Annotated in this window: 13 protein-coding genes; 12 read left to right on the plus strand and 1 reads right to left on the minus strand. The window is 40.2% G+C overall.

Annotated elements, in window-relative coordinates; translation table 11 throughout:
- Positions 1–679: 679 nt before the first annotated feature.
- The 4 genes from RZN25_15745 to RZN25_15760 are packed head-to-tail and all read left to right on the plus strand — an operon-like array spanning position 680 to position 5,634.
- Positions 680–3,034 carry a molybdopterin-dependent oxidoreductase gene (locus RZN25_15745; GenBank protein MEQ6378266.1) on the plus strand — a complete coding sequence of 785 codons (2,355 nt, stop codon included), beginning with the start codon at positions 680–682 and terminating at the stop codon, positions 3,032–3,034.
- A 3-nt stretch (positions 3,035–3,037) separates the two neighbouring features.
- Positions 3,038–3,661, plus strand: coding sequence for a 4Fe-4S dicluster domain-containing protein (locus RZN25_15750; GenBank protein MEQ6378267.1), 624 nt, complete (start codon positions 3,038–3,040; stop codon positions 3,659–3,661).
- A 16-nt stretch (positions 3,662–3,677) separates the two neighbouring features.
- Complete coding sequence (gene nrfD, locus RZN25_15755) at positions 3,678–4,922, plus strand: NrfD/PsrC family molybdoenzyme membrane anchor subunit (protein ID MEQ6378268.1); 1,245 nt, start codon at positions 3,678–3,680, stop codon at positions 4,920–4,922.
- Complete coding sequence (locus RZN25_15760; GenBank protein ID MEQ6378269.1) at positions 4,897–5,634, plus strand: molecular chaperone TorD family protein; 738 nt, start codon at positions 4,897–4,899, stop codon at positions 5,632–5,634. Before nrfD ends, RZN25_15760 begins: the two co-directional genes overlap by 26 nt.
- Before the next feature lie 258 nt (positions 5,635–5,892).
- Here the strand turns inward: RZN25_15760 and RZN25_15765 are convergent, their stop codons facing one another.
- Complete coding sequence (locus tag RZN25_15765) at positions 5,893–6,969, minus strand: hypothetical protein (GenBank protein MEQ6378270.1); 1,077 nt, start codon at positions 6,967–6,969, stop codon at positions 5,893–5,895.
- Positions 6,970–7,458: 489 nt separating this feature from the next.
- Here RZN25_15765 and RZN25_15770 point away from each other — a divergent pair, with 489 nt between their 5' ends.
- The 8 genes from RZN25_15770 to RZN25_15805 all read left to right on the plus strand — a co-directional run bounded on the left by RZN25_15770 (position 7,459) and on the right by RZN25_15805 (position 17,723).
- A complete protein-coding gene (locus RZN25_15770) occupies positions 7,459–8,838 on the plus strand; it encodes a radical SAM protein (GenBank protein MEQ6378271.1) in 1,380 nt (459 codons plus the stop codon).
- Positions 8,807–9,529, plus strand: coding sequence for a molecular chaperone TorD family protein (locus RZN25_15775; GenBank protein MEQ6378272.1), 723 nt, complete (start codon positions 8,807–8,809; stop codon positions 9,527–9,529). The genes RZN25_15770 and RZN25_15775 overlap by 32 nt, the downstream gene beginning before the upstream one ends.
- An 18-nt stretch (positions 9,530–9,547) precedes the next feature.
- Positions 9,548–12,115 (plus strand): molybdopterin-dependent oxidoreductase, encoded by a 2,568-nt coding sequence (locus RZN25_15780; protein MEQ6378273.1) that lies wholly within the window; start codon positions 9,548–9,550, stop codon positions 12,113–12,115.
- 19 nt (positions 12,116–12,134) lie between these two features.
- Complete coding sequence (locus RZN25_15785; protein ID MEQ6378274.1) at positions 12,135–12,668, plus strand: DMSO/selenate family reductase complex B subunit; 534 nt, start codon at positions 12,135–12,137, stop codon at positions 12,666–12,668.
- Between the two features lie 21 nt (positions 12,669–12,689).
- A complete protein-coding gene (locus RZN25_15790; GenBank protein MEQ6378275.1) occupies positions 12,690–13,538 on the plus strand; it encodes a DmsC/YnfH family molybdoenzyme membrane anchor subunit in 849 nt (282 codons plus the stop codon).
- A 266-nt stretch (positions 13,539–13,804) separates the two neighbouring features.
- Positions 13,805–15,001 carry a helix-turn-helix domain-containing protein gene (locus tag RZN25_15795; GenBank protein MEQ6378276.1) on the plus strand — a complete coding sequence of 399 codons (1,197 nt, stop codon included), beginning with the start codon at positions 13,805–13,807 and terminating at the stop codon, positions 14,999–15,001.
- A 57-nt stretch (positions 15,002–15,058) separates the two neighbouring features.
- Positions 15,059–17,188 carry a molybdopterin-dependent oxidoreductase gene (locus RZN25_15800; protein MEQ6378277.1) on the plus strand — a complete coding sequence of 710 codons (2,130 nt, stop codon included), beginning with the start codon at positions 15,059–15,061 and terminating at the stop codon, positions 17,186–17,188.
- A gap of 139 nt (positions 17,189–17,327) precedes the next feature.
- A complete protein-coding gene (locus RZN25_15805) occupies positions 17,328–17,723 on the plus strand; it encodes a 4Fe-4S dicluster domain-containing protein (protein ID MEQ6378278.1) in 396 nt (131 codons plus the stop codon).
- Positions 17,724–17,944: the final 221 nt, after the last annotated feature.

Raw genomic sequence — 17,944 nt, forward strand, 5'->3', positions numbered from 1 at the left:
CCGAAAACATTTGTCGCAACACCGAACGGACTCGCATGCTTTGAGCCCACGTGAACCGTAGTTCCTTTATTCCGCATTTATTGGCAGCCAACCATAAAGCAGGCTTCACCAGCAAGGATGAAAAATTTAATGTTTTATTTTCACGGCAGTTTATCCACTTACTCTTATCGTTTTACTTAAGATTTGAGGTTTGGGTATGAATGTCTGTTCATGAAATAATTCCTTCTTATTTTTGGACATCGGTTCAAAATTGAGTGGGATTTTTTGTTATCTAAGTACATATATTCCTTCCTAGATTGCATTTATAATGGGTTGTGAACAAAAGAGTTTGTTTTGCTTTATAGCATCAGAATTAATTAGTTGGAGTGGAAAGATGGGGTTCCCTACTTTGAAAGATAATTCAAGAAAGCCTTGAACCGTCAAAGTCCGCTAATCCCTAAATCCTATTGAAATTAAAGAGGGCACTATCTATGTACTCTGTTCGTTAAGGTAAGCTGGCAATAAAAGACGTAAAAATCTCAACAATGTGCCATTTTGTTCTGCTTATTTTACGAATAAAGGCATTGAACTAAGGAGGTGAAACAACTCACAATCACATTTACGTTTATCCGTTAGCCATTCTAAAGGTGCTTTGGTTTATTCGAAAGAAGATGAGAATTTGTGAGAAGGAGGTTATATGATGCAAGATAATGAACTTCAACGTTTTGATATTTCCCGGCGCGGATTTCTCAAAGGTTCAGCCGCGTTTGGCGCACTGGGTTTAGCAGGAACTGGATCCTCAATCTGGTTCAAACAAGCTACTGCCATTTCCGCACCCACAGTCAACGAGAAAAAAGTACGGAGTGTCTGCTCTCCTAACTGCTGGCAAACGTGTTCGCACTTAGTGACTGTGAGGGATGGTAAGGTTGTAAAAACTGAAATGGGGCCATTCCCTAAAGAAGATGAAGAATATAATCGTGTGTGTTTGAGAGGGTTAACTCATGTTCAACGGATTTATCATCCGGACCGGATAACGCAACCGCTGAAAAGAGTAGGGGAAAGAGGTTCAGGTAAATGGGAACCGATTTCCTGGGATGAAGCCCTAAATACAATTGCACAAAAATTCAAGGATACACAAGCGCAACACGGTAAAGAATCTGTGGCTCTTTATGGAGGTTCAGGGAATTACGGCATCCTCAACGGAGGATTCGGTGGAATATTGCGTTTTGCTGGGTTACTGGAAGGAAGCGTTTACGGAGGAAGCATTGATGAAGCCATGCTGCACGGCTTCAGCACGGTGGTTGGAGGTCCGGCCTTTGGGGCTACGTCCAACGAACCGGTCGATTGGAAAAATTGTAAAGTCTTGATTCTCTGGGGCAGCAGTATGGCGGAAAGCCAGGTTCAGAGTACAAAATTTATCAATGATGCACGTGAAAATGGATGTAAATTGATTGTGGTCGATCCAAGGTTTTCGACCATGGCTTCCAAAGCGGACCTTTGGCTTCCAGTGAAGCCAGGTAGCGATCCGGTTTTAGCTTTGAGTATGCTACAAGTAATAATCAGTGAAAAATTATATGATTTGGATTTCGTCTTGAAAAGTACCGTTGCACCATTCTTGGTCCGGGAAGATGACAAAAAGTTCCTAAAGAGTGCAGATGGGAAATACATGGTCTGGGACTCTGTGAGCCGTACAGCCAAAGCATTCGATACTCCGGGAGTTAAACCTGCTTTAGAAGCAAGTCAAGAAATAGACGGAGTAAACTGCAACACATCTTTTGTTTTGCTTAAAAAGTTGACGGATGAATATACTCCGGAAAAGGCAGCCGAAATTTGTGATCTGCCAGCTGAGGATATTCGTAAGGCTGCAAAAATGTTTGCTACCATTAAACCTGGCGGAATCCGAGGGAGTATGGGGATTGACCGTTACTACAACGGTGATATCATTGGCCAGGGGATTGCCACCCTGCTAGCCATGACAGGGAATTTCGGCAAAAGCGGCAACATTCAGAACTTGTTCTTTGGTCCTTTTGAATTGACGAATCCAGGGTGGCTCTTCCCTGCAGGGACATTCTATACCAATAAGCGGTTAATCAATATCTATGATGATGTTGACCAAGGAAAAACCAAAGTCCTTTATGCTATGTGCAGCAACTTTATGAACCAGTTAACAGACCGTAATCGCTGGATTCAGGAAGTATTACCAAAGCTTGATATGGTTGTCGTAGCTGATTTATTTTATACACCGAGTGTAAAATATGCGGATATCGTTTTGCCAGTAGCGCACTGGTATGAAACAGAAGAAATCGTGATGGGCGGAGAGATGCCTTTCTTCCTTTACCGACATAAAGCGATTGAACCTCAAGGAGAAGCCAAACCAGACTGGGAAATTTGGAAAGGGTTAGCTGAGCGTCTTGGTTTTGGCCAATATTTCCAGGGAAGTCCGGAAGAACAAAGTAGAGCTTTCATTGATGATCCCGCCTTTAAAAAAGCCGGAGTAACAATGGAAAAACTCAAAAGAGATGGTATGGCCCGGGCCTTTCCTCGTCCGTTTATTCCGTATCAAGATGGGTTTAAAACTGAATCTGGTAGGGTTGAGTTTTATTCGGAAAAAGCCTTAACCTACGGACAGGAGCTGCCTTATCACAAGTGGCCAATTGAAGCCGGACCGGATAGTCCTGAGGCAAAGAAATATCCGCTAGTCTTTAATACTCAGCATAACCGTTTCAGGATTCATTCCACATATTGCAATGTTCCTTGGTTGCTTGAACTAAGTCCTGAGCCGACAGTCCATGTCAATCCTAAAGATGCCAAGGAACGGGGAATTAAGGATGGGGATGTGGTTGAGCTCTTTAACGACCGAGGACACGTCGTTGTTAAATCCGTGTTTAGTGAAGCTATTCGCCCTGGAATGGTCAACCTAGATCAAGGTTGGTGGGACGAATATTATATTAAGGGGCATCATCAGGAGCTAACCCATGCCAAGATTAAACCGGAAACTACAAACTTCAGCTTCTCCGATGTTCGCATTGATTTTAAAAAGGCCGAGGAGGTGTAATTCATGGCTCAGATAAAATACGGCATGGTCATTGACTTAAGACGTTGTGTCGGCTGTCACACATGCTCAGTTGCCTGTAAGCTAGAGAACAATGTACCGTTGGGCATGTCCTGGAACCGGGTTGAAACCATGGGTGGTCCCCATATGGATACTCCCAAGGGAGAATATCCTTATGTGGAAATGACTCATATTCCAATTGCTTGCCAGCATTGCGAAAATGCACCTTGTGTTAAAGTTTGTCCTGTCGGGGCAACTTATAAGGCAGAGGACGGACGTGTCTTGATTGATTATGATCGCTGCATTGGTTGCCGCTATTGCATGACAGCTTGTCCATATAATGCACGGGTGTTTAACTGGCAGGAGCCAGAAAATATTCCTAGTCATGATGTGGGGGCTGCTGATACTCCCAAACGGAAACGTGGGGTCGTCGAAAAATGTTCGTTTTGTGAGCATCGTACAAATAAGGGAGAGCTGCCTTTCTGTGTCGAATCTTGTCCGCAGGGGGCTAGGCATTTCGGGGATCTTAATGATCCTACGAGCGAGGTTTCCCGTCTGATCCGGGAGCACAATACGGAGAGGCTCTTAGAGGATAAAGGGACTAAGCCGCAAGTCTATTATATTCGTTAGAAAGGAGGCAAGCTTTATGCCACTAAAAAGAATGATTAATGCTTGGACAGTAACCTTAGGGATTTTGAGTTTATTAGGGATAGGTGCTTGGATCTATCAGCTTACTCAGGGTTTGGTTGTCACAGGTATGAATAACATTGTATCCTGGGGCCTCTATATTACTGGATTTATGTTCTTTGTCGGACTTTCAGCCGGTGGATTGATCGTTTCTTCCTCGGCCACAGTATTTAATATCAAACAATTTAAAGCGATTGCAAAGCCCGCAGTGCTTCTTTCTACTGTTTGTATCATAGCAGCAGCGCTGTTGATTGTGGTCGATTTAGGGAGTCCCGAAAGAATACTAAACCTATTCATTCATCCAGAATTCAATTCACCCTTAATCTGGGATGTATTTATAATAACCATCTATTTGGGTATCTCTTTGTTCTACTTGTATCATATGACTAGGCCCAACCCTAACGAAAAAGCAATTAAAATCTTATCGAGTATAGCCTTACCAGTTGCCGTTCTTGTCCACTCGGTAACAGCTTGGATTTTTGGTCTGCAAATCGCCCGTCCAACATGGCATAGCGCCCTAATGGCACCTTTATTTGTCTCTTCAGCCTTGGCTTCAGGCTTGGCGTTATTGCTAGTAGTTATCGTTGCTTTAAATAAGTTTCGTCTATTTGAAGTCAAAAAAACCCTGATTTCTACCTTAGCTGGGTTACTCTGTGTATTCATAGCCGTCGATGTCTTCTTTGTTTTCTCCGAAGTTTTAACAGCTCTATTCCCGGCTGAAGAGAGACTGATGGCCTATACCAATCAAATGCTGACGGGAAGTCTAGCACCGTTTTTCTGGGGTGAAGTCATTTTAGGAGCCTTTATTCCCTTTATGATTCTCATCTTCCGCAAAAATCGGGAAAATATGACCTTGATTGTTTTAGCTTCGGCGCTGGTGGTCATTGGCGTATTCTTCAAACGGGTCTGGTTGTTATTTTCATCCTTGTTACTACCGTTGCTTGACTATGCACCCGGTGTGACTTTAGGAAAATATAATTTACCTGACAGTTTCCAGACTGGACGTGAGGTTGTACCAAATATTTGGGCAACCCTAGGATCTTACACGCCAAGCTGGGTGGAAATATCAATAATTATAGGAGTCTTAGCTTTAATTACGCTTATCTACACCTTGGGTTCCTATGTCCTATTTGTTCCAAAAAATAAAGAACACTCTACTAATAAGGGAGGCGAAGGGCATGCAACCCAGTCTCACGCTTATTAAGAAAAAAGCACTGATGGAGATGGCTTCCAATCGGCAAGCGGTCTATCGGACTCTCGCCCTGCTCTGGACCGAACCAACTCAAGAGCTTTTTGATCAAGTTCAGGCTGAGTCAAGCCTCTTAGTTGAAATGAAACACTACCTAAACCGCATGAACCCCGAGAATCCAGAACTATCAACGGGCTTGCAGTTACTGGAAAGTTTTTTTGAAGAGGAGTGGCCAAAGCAAGGGCAGCCATTGACCGAGTGGCGAGTGGAGTTTACCCGATTATTTGTCGGGCCGGATCACCTTCCCTGCCCTCCTTATGAAGCTTGCTACCGGGAAAAGCTTGAAGACGGGAGTTTTGGGTATTTAATGGGAAAAACAACCCTAGCTGTCAAAAATCTTTACAGTGAGGTGGGGCTAGAAGTTAATCCTCCCCAAATGCCGGATCATATTAGTGCAGAATTAGAAGGTATGGCTCTTTTTACTAATATGGAACACGAGGCTTGGAAAAAGGATGACAAAGAGGCTGTCTTAATTTCGATGCAATTTGAGCAGCGATTACTAGGGGAACACTTAACACAATGGGTACCCGCTTTCTGTCAAGATGTAAAAACTTCCGCTCGGAGTAATTATTATAAAGCTCTAGCGCTATTAACAGGGAGTTATGTAACACTGGATCAAACTAGGATTCCCGAATTGTTTAGGCAAGCTGAACTCTACGGGAAATGATAAACCACTATTTGATAACATTTGATTAATGATGGCAACTGCTTTCATCATTCCCTTTGTTATTGTCTAAATTATTTTGGTCCCGAAAAAAACGGTCGTAATTCGGATAAACGTTAGGAAACAGAATGACTTAATTCCAATCTGTACGATAGGGAATCCGAGGATAAAAAGGAGCGTATTAAGTTCCTAAAAAAATTAATTTATTTTAATCCCCCACCTACTCTTCTCGTTTATTTGAGATTTGAGGTGGGGGTAATTTTATTTAAAAAGTTCGGATCTTTTTTTAATCCACACATAAATCATACCTGCTAAGAATAAGAGTCCACCATACCCCACTGCGGGATAGAGGTATTTTACCATGGCGGAGAAACCAACTTGACTGACTAAAAATGCAGCTATGGTAGTTCCGACAATAATCCAAAGACGAAAACGATTAGGAATGAAATTCATTCTGGTTACAAAACCATAGAGGTTTCCAACTGCAGTTGTATAGACCTCAGCAAAAAGGACAATGGCAAATAGTAAGGGAACAAAAGAGGCAATAGTAGAAGAGATCTTTATCATGGGTACCTCTAAAGTTGCGACAGTATCAATGGTTGTCAAAATACTAAAGAAAATTGCTAAAATACCTATTCCAAGACCTGCTCCTCCTAAGAGTGCTCCCCAAAATAGTGTTTTTTTCTTTTCTGTTCTTGCTCCCATTGGCGCAAGGACAGCAACAGCTATTACTAGGTTGTAGGAAGCGTAATTCAAAGCAGATATGAACCAGTTAGGAGCAGCACCACCTATTGCTCCTGCCATTTCAATATCTTCAGTCGATATTGGATTTTTTATAATTGTGTAAACAGCTATAAATAAAACCGATGCTAAAAGAACGGGAACTACATAGCTAATCGCGTTGATGACACCTTTTGTTCCAGACAAGACGGTAAAAAAAGAGATGATCGCCATGAGTGTTGTTCCCCATAAGGATGATAAATGAAACTGTTCTTCAAAAATGGCCCCTGCTCCCGCAATCATCGCGGATAATGCACCAAAAAGAAAAATTGTTATGATAATATCTATGACTGTACCCAATATTTTTCCGTTAGAAAATCGGATGACCTCTACATAAGACTCGACTTTCAATGCTTGTCCAATCAGTAATATGGTATATCCAAAAAAGAAGAATAGGACCGTAGCCAGTATAATCCCAGTTATTCCACTGAGGCCGTAGGCGCTAAAGAATTGTAAAACCTCTTGCCCCGAAGCAAAACCTGCACCCACAACCGTACCAATGTAGGTCGCAGACACTTTAAAAACATTTATGTTCTGACTAGAAACATCATTCTGCACAAAAATCCCACCTCAAATAATTCGCGTCTCACAACTATTATGATCAAAACAATGAATTTTATCCCGCAAGAACGGGCAGTATATCCCCACTTCAAGTCACGTCTTAAGGGAAACGAAAAGAGTAAGCGGGGGATAAACTCCGATGCAAATAAAACATTAATTTTCCCCATCCTTGTGGTGAAGCTTGCTTCATGGTTGGCTGTTCGTAAATTCCCGATTGGTGCAAGGGCCCTTAGATGGGTGCTAACAATCAGTGGGGACAGCCACTGATTGAAGTTTCACTTTATCCTTAACTTAAACAAAGTTGTTGGAAGGGCCCACCTTCCTTATCAGAGCTATTCCTCTTATTTTTGTATATCTGTTCAAAAATAAGGGTTTTTTTTTGTTTTCTGAGTACATATCTTCCTATACGGACTCCATTTATAATTAGATTGTGAAATAATTCACTTACTAATTTTGAGAAAAGACAAACTAAAGGAGTGAACACACATGTTAAAAGATATCACTCTCGATACCATTCACATGATAAAAAATCGAAGTTTTTCTCAATATGCTCAAATTTACACAAATATCGAGCAGTCCACTTTAGAACAAATCGAGACTTTTGGAGTTCCTCTTCAAAAGAGGGTTTCTAAATATGAAAAAGATAGACGGCTAGAGGAATTACGGAAAAAGGGAGCTACCGTAAGAAACCAAAACAAAAGTGTAGTTACCAATCGAATTTCAAGTGCGTGTGAAGCGTGTCAAACCGGGGTGGGAAGCTATACAACTTATCCTTCTTTGAAATGCCATCGGAAATGTTACTTTTGTTTCAATCCCAACCAAGATGACTATCAAATTCACGTCAACCAACAAAAAGACATCAACGAAGAACTCACTCGATTATTAGATCGAGGGATTACCTTAAGACATCTTGCCTTAACGGGGGGAGAGCCTCTTCTTTTCAAAAAAGAGACCATTGAGTTCTTTGAGTTAGCCAATCAACTAACCCCTGATACCCATACTCGCCTTTACACGACAGGTGATTTATTAGATATAGAGACACTGGAACAATTGAAGACGGCTAATCTTAATGAAATCCGATTTAGCATTAAAATGGAAGACTCTCTGCAAAAAATAAGCCATATTCTTTCACAAATTAAGCTGGCAAAAAACTACATACCAGATGTCTTAGTAGAAATGCCGGTCATTCCTGGAACAGTGGAAGAGATGAAGAAACTACTTTTAGAACTGGAGAAGTTAGAGATTTTTGGAATTAATCTATTAGAATTTTGTTTTCCATTAGGAAATGCAAACGCCTTTACAGAGAGAGGTTTTGAACTGAAAAACCCACCTTACGAAATGTATTACAATTATTGGTATGCAGGGGGATTAGCTGTTGCAGATAGTGAAAAGGAATGTTTAGATCTGGTCGATTTTGCTTTGGAGAATGAATTAAAACTGGGTGTCCATTATTGCTCATTAGTAAACAAATATACGGGGCAAATTTATCAACAAAATGTAAATGAAACTCTTGATTCAACTTATCTATTTTCAAATAGAGATTATTACTTTAAGACAGCTAAAGGATTCGGTAAGGACAGAGATAGAATTAAACCTACCTTGATAAAAAAGAAGATTCCTTTTGAAGAAAATGATGAGTATTCTTTTATTCAGTTTTCGGTAGAAGCAATCCCTTATTTGAGAAATAAAAATGTGGAGATTGCGATTTCTTCCAATGTAGTCGAAGAAGACCGAGGAGAGTCCTTCATTCGAGAAGTTGGATTAAGCTGGACGAAACCGGACCTGTTTCACATAGAAGATATTTTAGAAAAAAAGACGAGAGGAGAATTTAACTATGACATTGCAAATGCAAATGGCCGTTTCTGATGTTTCTGAAGTTCTATTTGCAAGGAAATATGCTTACGACATTTTGCGAAGATTTTTCCTAGAAGAACCTTCCCAAGAGTATCTCAAACCATTTGTGCAAAGAAATATGATTAATCAATTTCCATTCCTATATGATTCACCTGGAATTCAAGAAGGGGTATGGGACATTCAAAAGTATCTCCAACAACATGATGTCGTTAACAATAAAGTTATTTTTGAAGACCTTCACTGGGATTTTACTAGAATGACTATTGGACCTTTTGAGCTAACAGTCCCACCTTGGGAGTCTTATTACACAAGAAAAAATCAACTGCTATTTCAAGAGTTAACCATGGACGTTCGTAGAACCTATAAAAAATTTAATTATGAGGTAAAGGAATTCAACTTAGAGGCAGATGACCATATAGGACTAGAACTGGATTTTATGTATCATCTAAATTCCCTTGCTTTACAATTGGAAAATAGTAGTTCAAAGGATAGCGTTGAACTATTATCCTACCTACTTCAGGAGCAAGACAAATTTTTAAAGAAGCACTTATTAAAATTCGGACCTACTTTTTCAAACAATATGATAAAAAATGCCGAGACAGGTTTTTATATCGGTATGGCGAAAATTTTAAAACACTTTTTAACCTTGGATTCAGAAGTTCTTCATGAACTTTTGAACATAGAAATTGTACAAAAAAACTAGAATGAAAGGAGATTTACCATGCTGGATCTATTTCAAAAGGCAAAAGAGTTTAAAATGTCTCGAAGGTCTTTCATTGGCTGGTCCTCTGCGTTAGCTGCAACGGCTGCTATCCCTGTTTCTAGAGGGTTGGTAAAAGCTGAAGGAAGCAATGATGTAGAAAGCGGTTCTGAGGAAGAAGTATGGAAGACGGCTGCATGCTGGCACAACTGTGGAGGTCGATGTTTGAACAAAGTTCTTGTGAAAGATGGGGTTGTTATTCGTCAGAAAACGGATGATACTCACCCAGATAGCCCAGACTTTCCACAACAGCGTGGATGTCTTCGTGGTCGGTCTCAAAGACAACAAGTCTTCGGACCAGATCGTCTGAAGTATCCAATGAAGAGAAAGAATTGGGAACCAGGTGGAGGAAAGAAAGAATTACGCGGCAAAGATCAATGGGTTCGTATTTCATGGGACGAAGCATTAGATATTGTCTCTAGTGAAACGAAACGAATTTCCGAAAAGTATGGAAATGAGTCTATTTGGGCAACTGGAGGTGGAGAGATAACGAAGGTGCTCTCCACAACAGGAGGTTGTACAACAGATTGGGGAACGACATCATTAGGAGCATGGACATTTGTACCAGGAATGATCGGAGTAAATTGGTGGGGTACTGGAATCAATGATCGCTTTGACATTAAAAACTCCCAACTTATTGTGTTATGGGGTACAAATCCTGCTTGGAGTAGTGCAGGTAATCCTGCTTATCACTTTTTACAAGCCAAAAAAGCTGGGGCAAGATTCATTTCTATTGATCCATTCTATAATCCTACTGCTAGTTTAGTAGATGCTGACTGGGTGCCAATTCGTCCTGGAACAGATCATGCTCTAGCGTTAGGCATTATGCATACTTTGTTAGAAGAAGATGATCCAACTACCAATCCTTTAGTTGACTGGGAGTTTCTAACTAAATATTCGATTGGCTTTGATGAAGAACATATGCCAAAAGGTGCAGATCCAAAAGAAAATTTTAAGGATTATATATTAGGTACCTACGACGGTCAACCAAAAACTGCTGACTGGGCATCAGAAATTAGTGGGGTTAAACCTACTAGAATCAGGGAGTTAGCAAGAGAAATTGGAGGTACTAACCGTGTTGCTTTATTAACCGGATGGGCACCTGCACGTATTAACGAGGGAGAAGGATGGGTTCATTCTTTTGCCACTCTTGGAATTATGACTGGTCACATGGGGAAATCAGGTAGCATGACTGGAGTGAGCTGTCACCAACAAGCAGCTAATGGTGGGCCATCCTTGCTAAAAGCTGGGGGAACAGGATATCCATCACCGCCAACCAATCCTGTCACACATCGAATCAATCATAATGAAATCTTTCAGGCTGTCCTTGATGGAAAATTTTATCAGCAAGATGAAGGGGAAAGAAAAATTAATATCCAAATGATGTATCATCAGTTTAATGCAACTATGCAAACTAGAATAGATATTACATCTGGAATTGAGGCGGCACGTAAAGTTGAATTTGTTGTCTCCAATGCTTATGTGCTTAACACAAATGCCAAATATTCAGATGTAGTTTTACCAGTCACTACGGAATGGGAAAGAGAAGGTGGACTACTGACAGGAAATCAAGAAATGATAATAGTTCACACTAAAATAACGGAACCGCTATATGAAGCAAAAAGTGATATATGGATTGCTAGTGAGTTAATGAAAAAGTTAGGAAAAGACTCTAAAGAACTTTATCCATTTGACGAAAAGCAAGCTTTCTTTAATCAATTAGCGCAAACTCAGGTAATCGACAAACAAGGTGTTAATTTTGAACCTTTACTAACGATCACAGCTAAGGATATAGCTGAGTGGGGTGTTGAAGGTAAGCCTCAAAAAGGAAGAATAAGCTTGCAAGAGTTTATCGATAAGGGAATTTATCAAATTGAAAGAAAACCAAATGATCAGTACAGTTATATTGCCTATCAAGATTTCATTGAGGATCCAGAAAATAATCCTTTAAGTACGGAATCTGGTAAATTCGAAATCTATTGTAATACGATTGCAGAGAATTCAAAGAAAAACTGGACAGAACAATCTCCAATAGCAAAATATATACCTAAACCACAGGGCTATGAAGACACATTTAGTAATTGGGAAGCAAAAAAGAAAGGGAAGTATCCATTCCAAGTTTATAATCCTCATTACTTACGTAGATCGCATAGTACATTTGATAATGTCCAGTGGTTGAGAGAGGCATGGCCTAACCCGGTATTCTTGAATGCTAGCGATGCAAAAAAACTTGGTATTAGGGACGGGGATACTGTATTGCTTTCCAATAATTATGGAAAAGTGTTACGTCCAGCTAAGCTTACTGAAACGATGATGCCAGGAGTTATTGGTCTACCACATGGTGCATGGGTGGAAATGGATGAAGAACTAGGTGTCGATAAAGCCGGTGCTGACAACATGTTATGTGGCCCTAATGCTACTGGTTTTGGTACCTCTGGATGGAACACTGCAGTTTGTAATTTAGAAAAATGGACTGGAGAACCATTAGAAGAAGACGTGAAGTGGGAGCAACGTATTATAAAATTTTAAGAAAAGGAGGGTGTAAATCATGGCTCAAATGGGATTTTTTATAGATGTAAAAAAATGTATCGGATGTAAAACATGTACAGTAGCCTGTAAAGACAAAAATGACTTAGAAGTAGGAAGAAATTTTCGAAGAGTCTATGATTTTGAAGAAGGGACTTTTCCCAAACCCTATACCTATCATATTTCCATAGCGTGTAACCATTGTGATGAACCGGGTTGCGTGAAAGGTTGTCCAACTATGGCAATGCACAAGCGTGAGGAAGATGGAGTAGTTGTAGTGGATGAGTCAAAGTGTGTAGGCTGTCGTTATTGTGAATGGAATTGTCCATATGAAGGACCCCAATATGATGAAGCAGCTGGGAAGATGACTAAGTGTGACACCTGCCTTGACTTGAGAGAAAAAGGGGAAAATCCTGTCTGCGTTGACTCTTGCATCATGCGCGCCATTGAGTTTGGTCCAATTGATGAGCTTCGTGCGAAATATGGAAATGTGAACGAAATCAAAGGAATGCCGAGTGCCTCTTTGACGAAGCCAAATATCGTTATTCATTATTAAATTTTAAAAGGAGGGATTACCATGAATGAATGGGCATTACTCATATACACCATCTGCGTGCAAGCAGCTGTAGGTGGAGTGTTTATGTTATGGGTTTATTATTGGAAGTTATCCAAAATGGAGGAATCCAAAACCTTTTTATTATACAAGGTGCCATTGCTAGTAGTTTCGGGGCTTTCCTTAGTTGGGTTAGTTGCATCGTTTGCGCACCTAGGGACACCCTTAAATGCTCTTAACACCTTGCGTCATCTAGGATCGTCCTGGATGAGTAGAGAAATTTTATTAACTGGAATCTTTATAGCTTTGGTTTGTATAACAACAGGTCTTGTATTTGTTCAGAAAAAAGTCAATCCACACTTTCTGTTGGTAACCTTTTTAGTAGGTCTTGGAACGGTGTTTACAATGAGTGCGATTTATGCGAATACCTTTGTTAATGGCTGGAATTCCATTAATACGTATACTTCCTTTTATGGAACTGCTTTAGTTCTTGGGCCAGTGTTGGGTGCGAGTATGATTGTTCCAATGTTAAGAAAAGAGAACCAGGAATTGACACAAGGCTTAATAAAACAGTCATTTTATGTAGCTATCCTTGGTGTAGCTGTTCAGTTAGTTGGCCTTGCTGTATTTTCAACAGGTACGTTTGATATCAATATGATTAATGGGGCTACAGCAGCTGAAGCTTTAGACGGGTTCCAGGGAACAGTTGCCCTACGCTGGATTGTAGAAGTCGCTGGGTTAGCCTTGCTAGGATATGTAGCCTTAGCCTCGATGAAACAAAAAGTATCTTTCTCCCTCGTCCATGTCGTCTTAGCAGTCTTAGTAGTTGCCGAGGGAATTAGCCGATACGTCTTTTATACCATTGGATCGTAAATTAACACCCTCTTACTAACTTAAACCGACCCCCAAACCCGATAAGGGTAGGGGGGTCGGTTTTTTGTTGTGCTGATAGGGACGGTTCTCACCAACACGGTATCTTGTAATACGCAGTAGTGTGTTGGTGAGAACCGTCCCCACCAGCACGTCTGCCAGCACACCCTAAAATTTTCCTTATTTCTAACGATTGTGTGAAGGTGATTGTTGAAAGGTGTTTTATGAGATATCCTTAGAATAGAAGTATCATAGGAGGGTTGATTGCTATGAATGATGATTACATTGTTCCAAACTTTGTAGAGGATTTACTTACTGCATCTAATAATGGACTCAATGGTATTTCTGATGCATTGTCTACGTTGTTACACACTCCCGTTATCATCACTGATTCCCTTTATCATATCCTCTCTATGAGTCAATTTGAATATAAGAATGATAGTCTTCAAGTTATGGTGGAGCCATCCCCTTATCAAGAGGATCCCATGCTACATGAGTGTTTTCTTGTCACCAAAAATGAAAAGGAATCTGCTTTGAGATGTATTATATCTTTTGATCAAAAAGTAGAAGGATTCCTTTTTGCTGTTGGTAATCCTCAAAAAATGGAAACTTCTCTTCTTAAATTAGCAACCTCGTTATGTTCCATGAACATTAAAAAAAATGTGGAGATTGTAAAAGAGAAAAAACGTTATAAGGATGCTTTTTTATATAATCTTCTCTACGGCAATATGAAGGAAAAAGCAGATATTGTTTCCTACGGTCATTTATGGAGATGGGATTTTGAGGAACCTATGACTGTTATTGTGTTTTCTATTGAGGAATACAATATGTATACAGATGATAAGAATTTGATAGAAGCCTTATTTTATGTCGTAAAAAAGGCTTTAACTCAACATCAATTCACACCTATTTTATTGAAAAAAAGAAATGAAGTTACCGTCATTTTTCCAACGGTGACCCAAAGTGATAATCAAAAAGAAGATTTAACACAACTCATTCACTTTATTTTAAACCAAACAAAAGATACACAATTGGAAGATCGAGTTCGATGTGGAATTGGGAGAACCTATGAGAACCCAGTTGAAATCTTTCGGAGCTACCAAGAAGCTAAAGTGGCCTATGAGCTAGGTCTATTATTAAACATTTCACTCCCTTTCTTCGAGGATTTAGGTTTAGAAAGAATTTTATATAAGCATGATTTACAAGACTTAAAGGAATTTTATTTCCATGTTCTTGGAAGAATAGAGGCATTAGATGTTGGTAAAGAGCTTATGATCACTATTGAACAATTAGCCAAAAATCAATTTGATCTTAAGCGTACATCCGATGCAATGTTTATCCACAAAAATACACTAAGATATCGAATCAAAAAAATAGAGGAAGTCCTGCAACAAAAGTTAGATGATGTAGAAACACGTCTCAATATCTCGGCTGCTCTTAAAATTAAGCAACTTCATAAAGTGTAAGTCAGCATTAGAAACTGTAGCATATGGAAAACAAACCTAAGACAAGGTGGGATTAGGATGGAAACAAAAATTTATCGGAATGCCTGTCCGAGAAACTGCTATGGTACCTGCTCGATGCTATCTTATGTCAATAATGGAAAGCTTATAAAAGTGACGGGGGATCCTGAACACGGATACACACAGGGACATCTATGCGCCAAAGGGTATGCTTATACCCAATATACTTATAATCCACTCCGCATTAAATACCCACTGTTACAAACTCCAAGAGGATCGGGAAATTGGAAACGAATTACTTGGGGAGAAGCTTATGAAAAAATTGCTAATAAAATACTAGAGTTAAATGAACGTTATGGTTCCAATCTTGCCTGTGGGTTCAATAAATTTTCTGGGAATTTAGGGTTATTACATTATGCCGTAGAAGGGATGTTTAATAGTATAGGACCTCACACCAAGCCTGTCGGTAATCTGTGTGTATCTACAGGGGAGGAGGCTATGAAGGATTCCTTTGAAAATTACATTAGTCCGGACCCGGAAGATATGACTCAGTCTAAGCTTATTGTCATATGGGGAGCTAATCCAGCAGTTACGAACATCCACCAAATGAAATTTATTTATCAAGCGAAGAGGAATGGAGCGCCCCTTGTCGTTATTGACCCTGTGTATACAGAAACAGCCCAAAGAGCAGATATTTATGTTCAAATTAAACCTGGAACTGATGAAATTTTGACCTATGGAATAGCCAAGCTGCTGCTGGAAAAAGGAGATGCCTACTCTGCTTCTTCTGTTGGAAAAGGATGGGAGTCCTACAAAAAATATATAGAAGAGAGTGTGGATCTTTCAGATGTTTGTCACATCACTGGAGTTGAACTTTCCATAATTGAACAACTAGCCTCTCTCTATCAGTCACAAGTCCCAGTAGCTACTTTGATTGGTTTTGGTATTCAACGATCAAAAAATGGATGGGCTGCAATAAGATCCATTAATTCTCTTGTTGCTATAACTGGTAATTTACATCGAAAACATGGAGGAGTCTATTTTGCTCATATGGATGTCTTTAATTTCCCTCTCAATCTATATAACTTACCTGAGAAAAGCCATCCAACAATAAAAAAGTCCAGGGAAATAGATATATCTAATTTCCCTAATAAGGTGAGTAGTTTTATAGATCCTCCTTTGAAGATGTTATGGATTGCTTCAAGGAATGTTTTAGCGCAAGATCAAAATTTAGATGTCTGGAAGAAGCTATTTCAAGATTTAGAGCTTGTGGTAACTGTAGATCTATTTATGACGGAAACTGCTAAGCAATCAGATCTTGTTCTTCCAGCTATGAGCCATTTTGAAGAGGCCGATTTGAATGTAGGGTATTGGCATTATTGGTTATCTTTGAATGAAAAATCCATATCTCCTTATTTTGAGGCAAAAAGCGACTTGCAAATTGCTCGAGAGTTGACGAGGAAGCTGAATGAACTTTCACCTGGGTTTTCGACGTTTCCTTCGGATAGGGAGCCGGAAGAATGGATTGAAATGGAATTGTCGGAAGAAATTAAAGAGTTATATGGTTTGAGCAGTGTGGAGGATTTGAGAAGGGGCTCCCATCAACGTAAGCCAGTTCCCTGGGGTGCGAGCAATTCTAAGGGCGAAGCAGCGGAAGATTCGACTTTTTTTTCAAAGAATATGGGTTTTCGATTCTTTGTGCCTGACGTGGGATTGAGTGAGAGAATTGGTTTTGACGAGAGTGGTGTAGATGATAAGGGTGAACTTTCGTTTCGATTGTTTACGCCGCAGTCGTTGTTAAGGATTCATTCTCAATTTGAGTTGGTGAGTTGGCTTCATTCTGAGGAAGAGGGGCCGGTTGTAGGGTTGAATGTGGGTGTGGCTGATCAGTTGGGTGTGAGGGATGGCTCGTTTGTTGAGGTTTATAATGAGTTTGGAGTGGTGAAGGCGAAGGTTCGGTTGAGTAAGGGGGTTCCTCGGGATATGCTGGTTGTTAATCAGAGTGGGAGGAATTCGATTAATCAGTTGATTGGGCGTGAATCTTCAGTTGATGTTTGGGAGAATGATGTGATGTTTGATCATGTGGGTGGTGATCCTGTTTTCGAAAATGGAGAGGAAAATCGGCCGTCAAGTGTGTATTATTATGATACGTATGTTGGATTGAAGAAATGGGATGAGCGCATTGGATAAGCAAAAGGGATTTTTGTTTCACGCGGATGAGTGTATTGGGTGTTACGCGTGCGAGGTGGCTTGTCGGAATGAGAATCAGTTGAGAGGAGATGTTCGTTGGCGAAAGGTTTCTCAGTTGTCTGATGGTGTGAATCTTTCGATGTCATGTAATCATTGCAGTAGTCCTGAGTGTTTTCGTGTGTGTCCAGAGAGGGCGTTTGTGAAGCGGCATGATGGTGTGGTGATGATTGATTCTAGTCTTTGTACGGGGTGTGGGCTTTGCGTACCTGCTTGTCCTTATGGGGCGCCACAGTTTGATTCGGAGACGCAGAAGGTGAGTAAGTGTCAGATGTGTTATCCGAGGCAGGATGCAGGGCTCCCAACGGCTTGTGTAGAGGCCTGTTCAACAGGTGCCCTTAAGCTTGTGGATTTAGATGAATTCTATGACCCCAACACTGTACCTAGTATTCCGGGCTTTCCAGACATTAGAATTACCCAGCCATCCATTGTGTTTTATCCTCCGAAGCCCAAGCAGAGGTATTTCTTGAAGGAGTAGTGTTCGTAGGGACGGTTCTCACGTTGAATTTCTTGTTCTGTATGTATGGGTCCTTTTAGTGTGTTGTTATATTATTATATTGATTGAGTGAATAGTGGTTGCTATTTACTCTTTTTTTGTGGCGTAGGAGTGTTTGAAGTGTGTTTTTGTTGGTAGTGGAGAGTAGTAATTCATAAATAATCTCGTTCTATTGACTGGTTTTCCAGATTGGGGAGTCAAAA

It is taken from the genome of Bacillaceae bacterium S4-13-56, assembly GCA_040191315.1.
Lineage (GTDB): Bacteria > Bacillota > Bacilli > Bacillales > JAWJLM01 > JAWJLM01.

Bases quoted from the DNA above. Each gene is read 5' to 3' on its own strand.
- RZN25_15745 (MEQ6378266.1), top strand. From the start codon at position 680: ATGCAAGATAATGAACTTCAACGTTTTGATATTTCCCGGCGCGGATTT.
- RZN25_15750 (MEQ6378267.1), top strand. From the start codon at position 3,038: ATGGCTCAGATAAAATACGGCATGGTCATTGACTTAAGACGTTGTGTC.
- nrfD (MEQ6378268.1), top strand. From the start codon at position 3,678: ATGCCACTAAAAAGAATGATTAATGCTTGGACAGTAACCTTAGGGATT.
- RZN25_15760 (MEQ6378269.1), top strand. From the start codon at position 4,897: ATGCAACCCAGTCTCACGCTTATTAAGAAAAAAGCACTGATGGAGATG.
- RZN25_15770 (MEQ6378271.1), top strand. From the start codon at position 7,459: ATGTTAAAAGATATCACTCTCGATACCATTCACATGATAAAAAATCGA.
- RZN25_15775 (MEQ6378272.1), top strand. From the start codon at position 8,807: ATGACATTGCAAATGCAAATGGCCGTTTCTGATGTTTCTGAAGTTCTA.
- RZN25_15780 (MEQ6378273.1), top strand. From the start codon at position 9,548: ATGCTGGATCTATTTCAAAAGGCAAAAGAGTTTAAAATGTCTCGAAGG.
- RZN25_15785 (MEQ6378274.1), top strand. From the start codon at position 12,135: ATGGCTCAAATGGGATTTTTTATAGATGTAAAAAAATGTATCGGATGT.
- RZN25_15790 (MEQ6378275.1), top strand. From the start codon at position 12,690: ATGAATGAATGGGCATTACTCATATACACCATCTGCGTGCAAGCAGCT.
- RZN25_15795 (MEQ6378276.1), top strand. From the start codon at position 13,805: ATGAATGATGATTACATTGTTCCAAACTTTGTAGAGGATTTACTTACT.
- RZN25_15800 (MEQ6378277.1), top strand. From the start codon at position 15,059: ATGGAAACAAAAATTTATCGGAATGCCTGTCCGAGAAACTGCTATGGT.
- RZN25_15805 (MEQ6378278.1), top strand. From the start codon at position 17,328: ATGTCATGTAATCATTGCAGTAGTCCTGAGTGTTTTCGTGTGTGTCCA.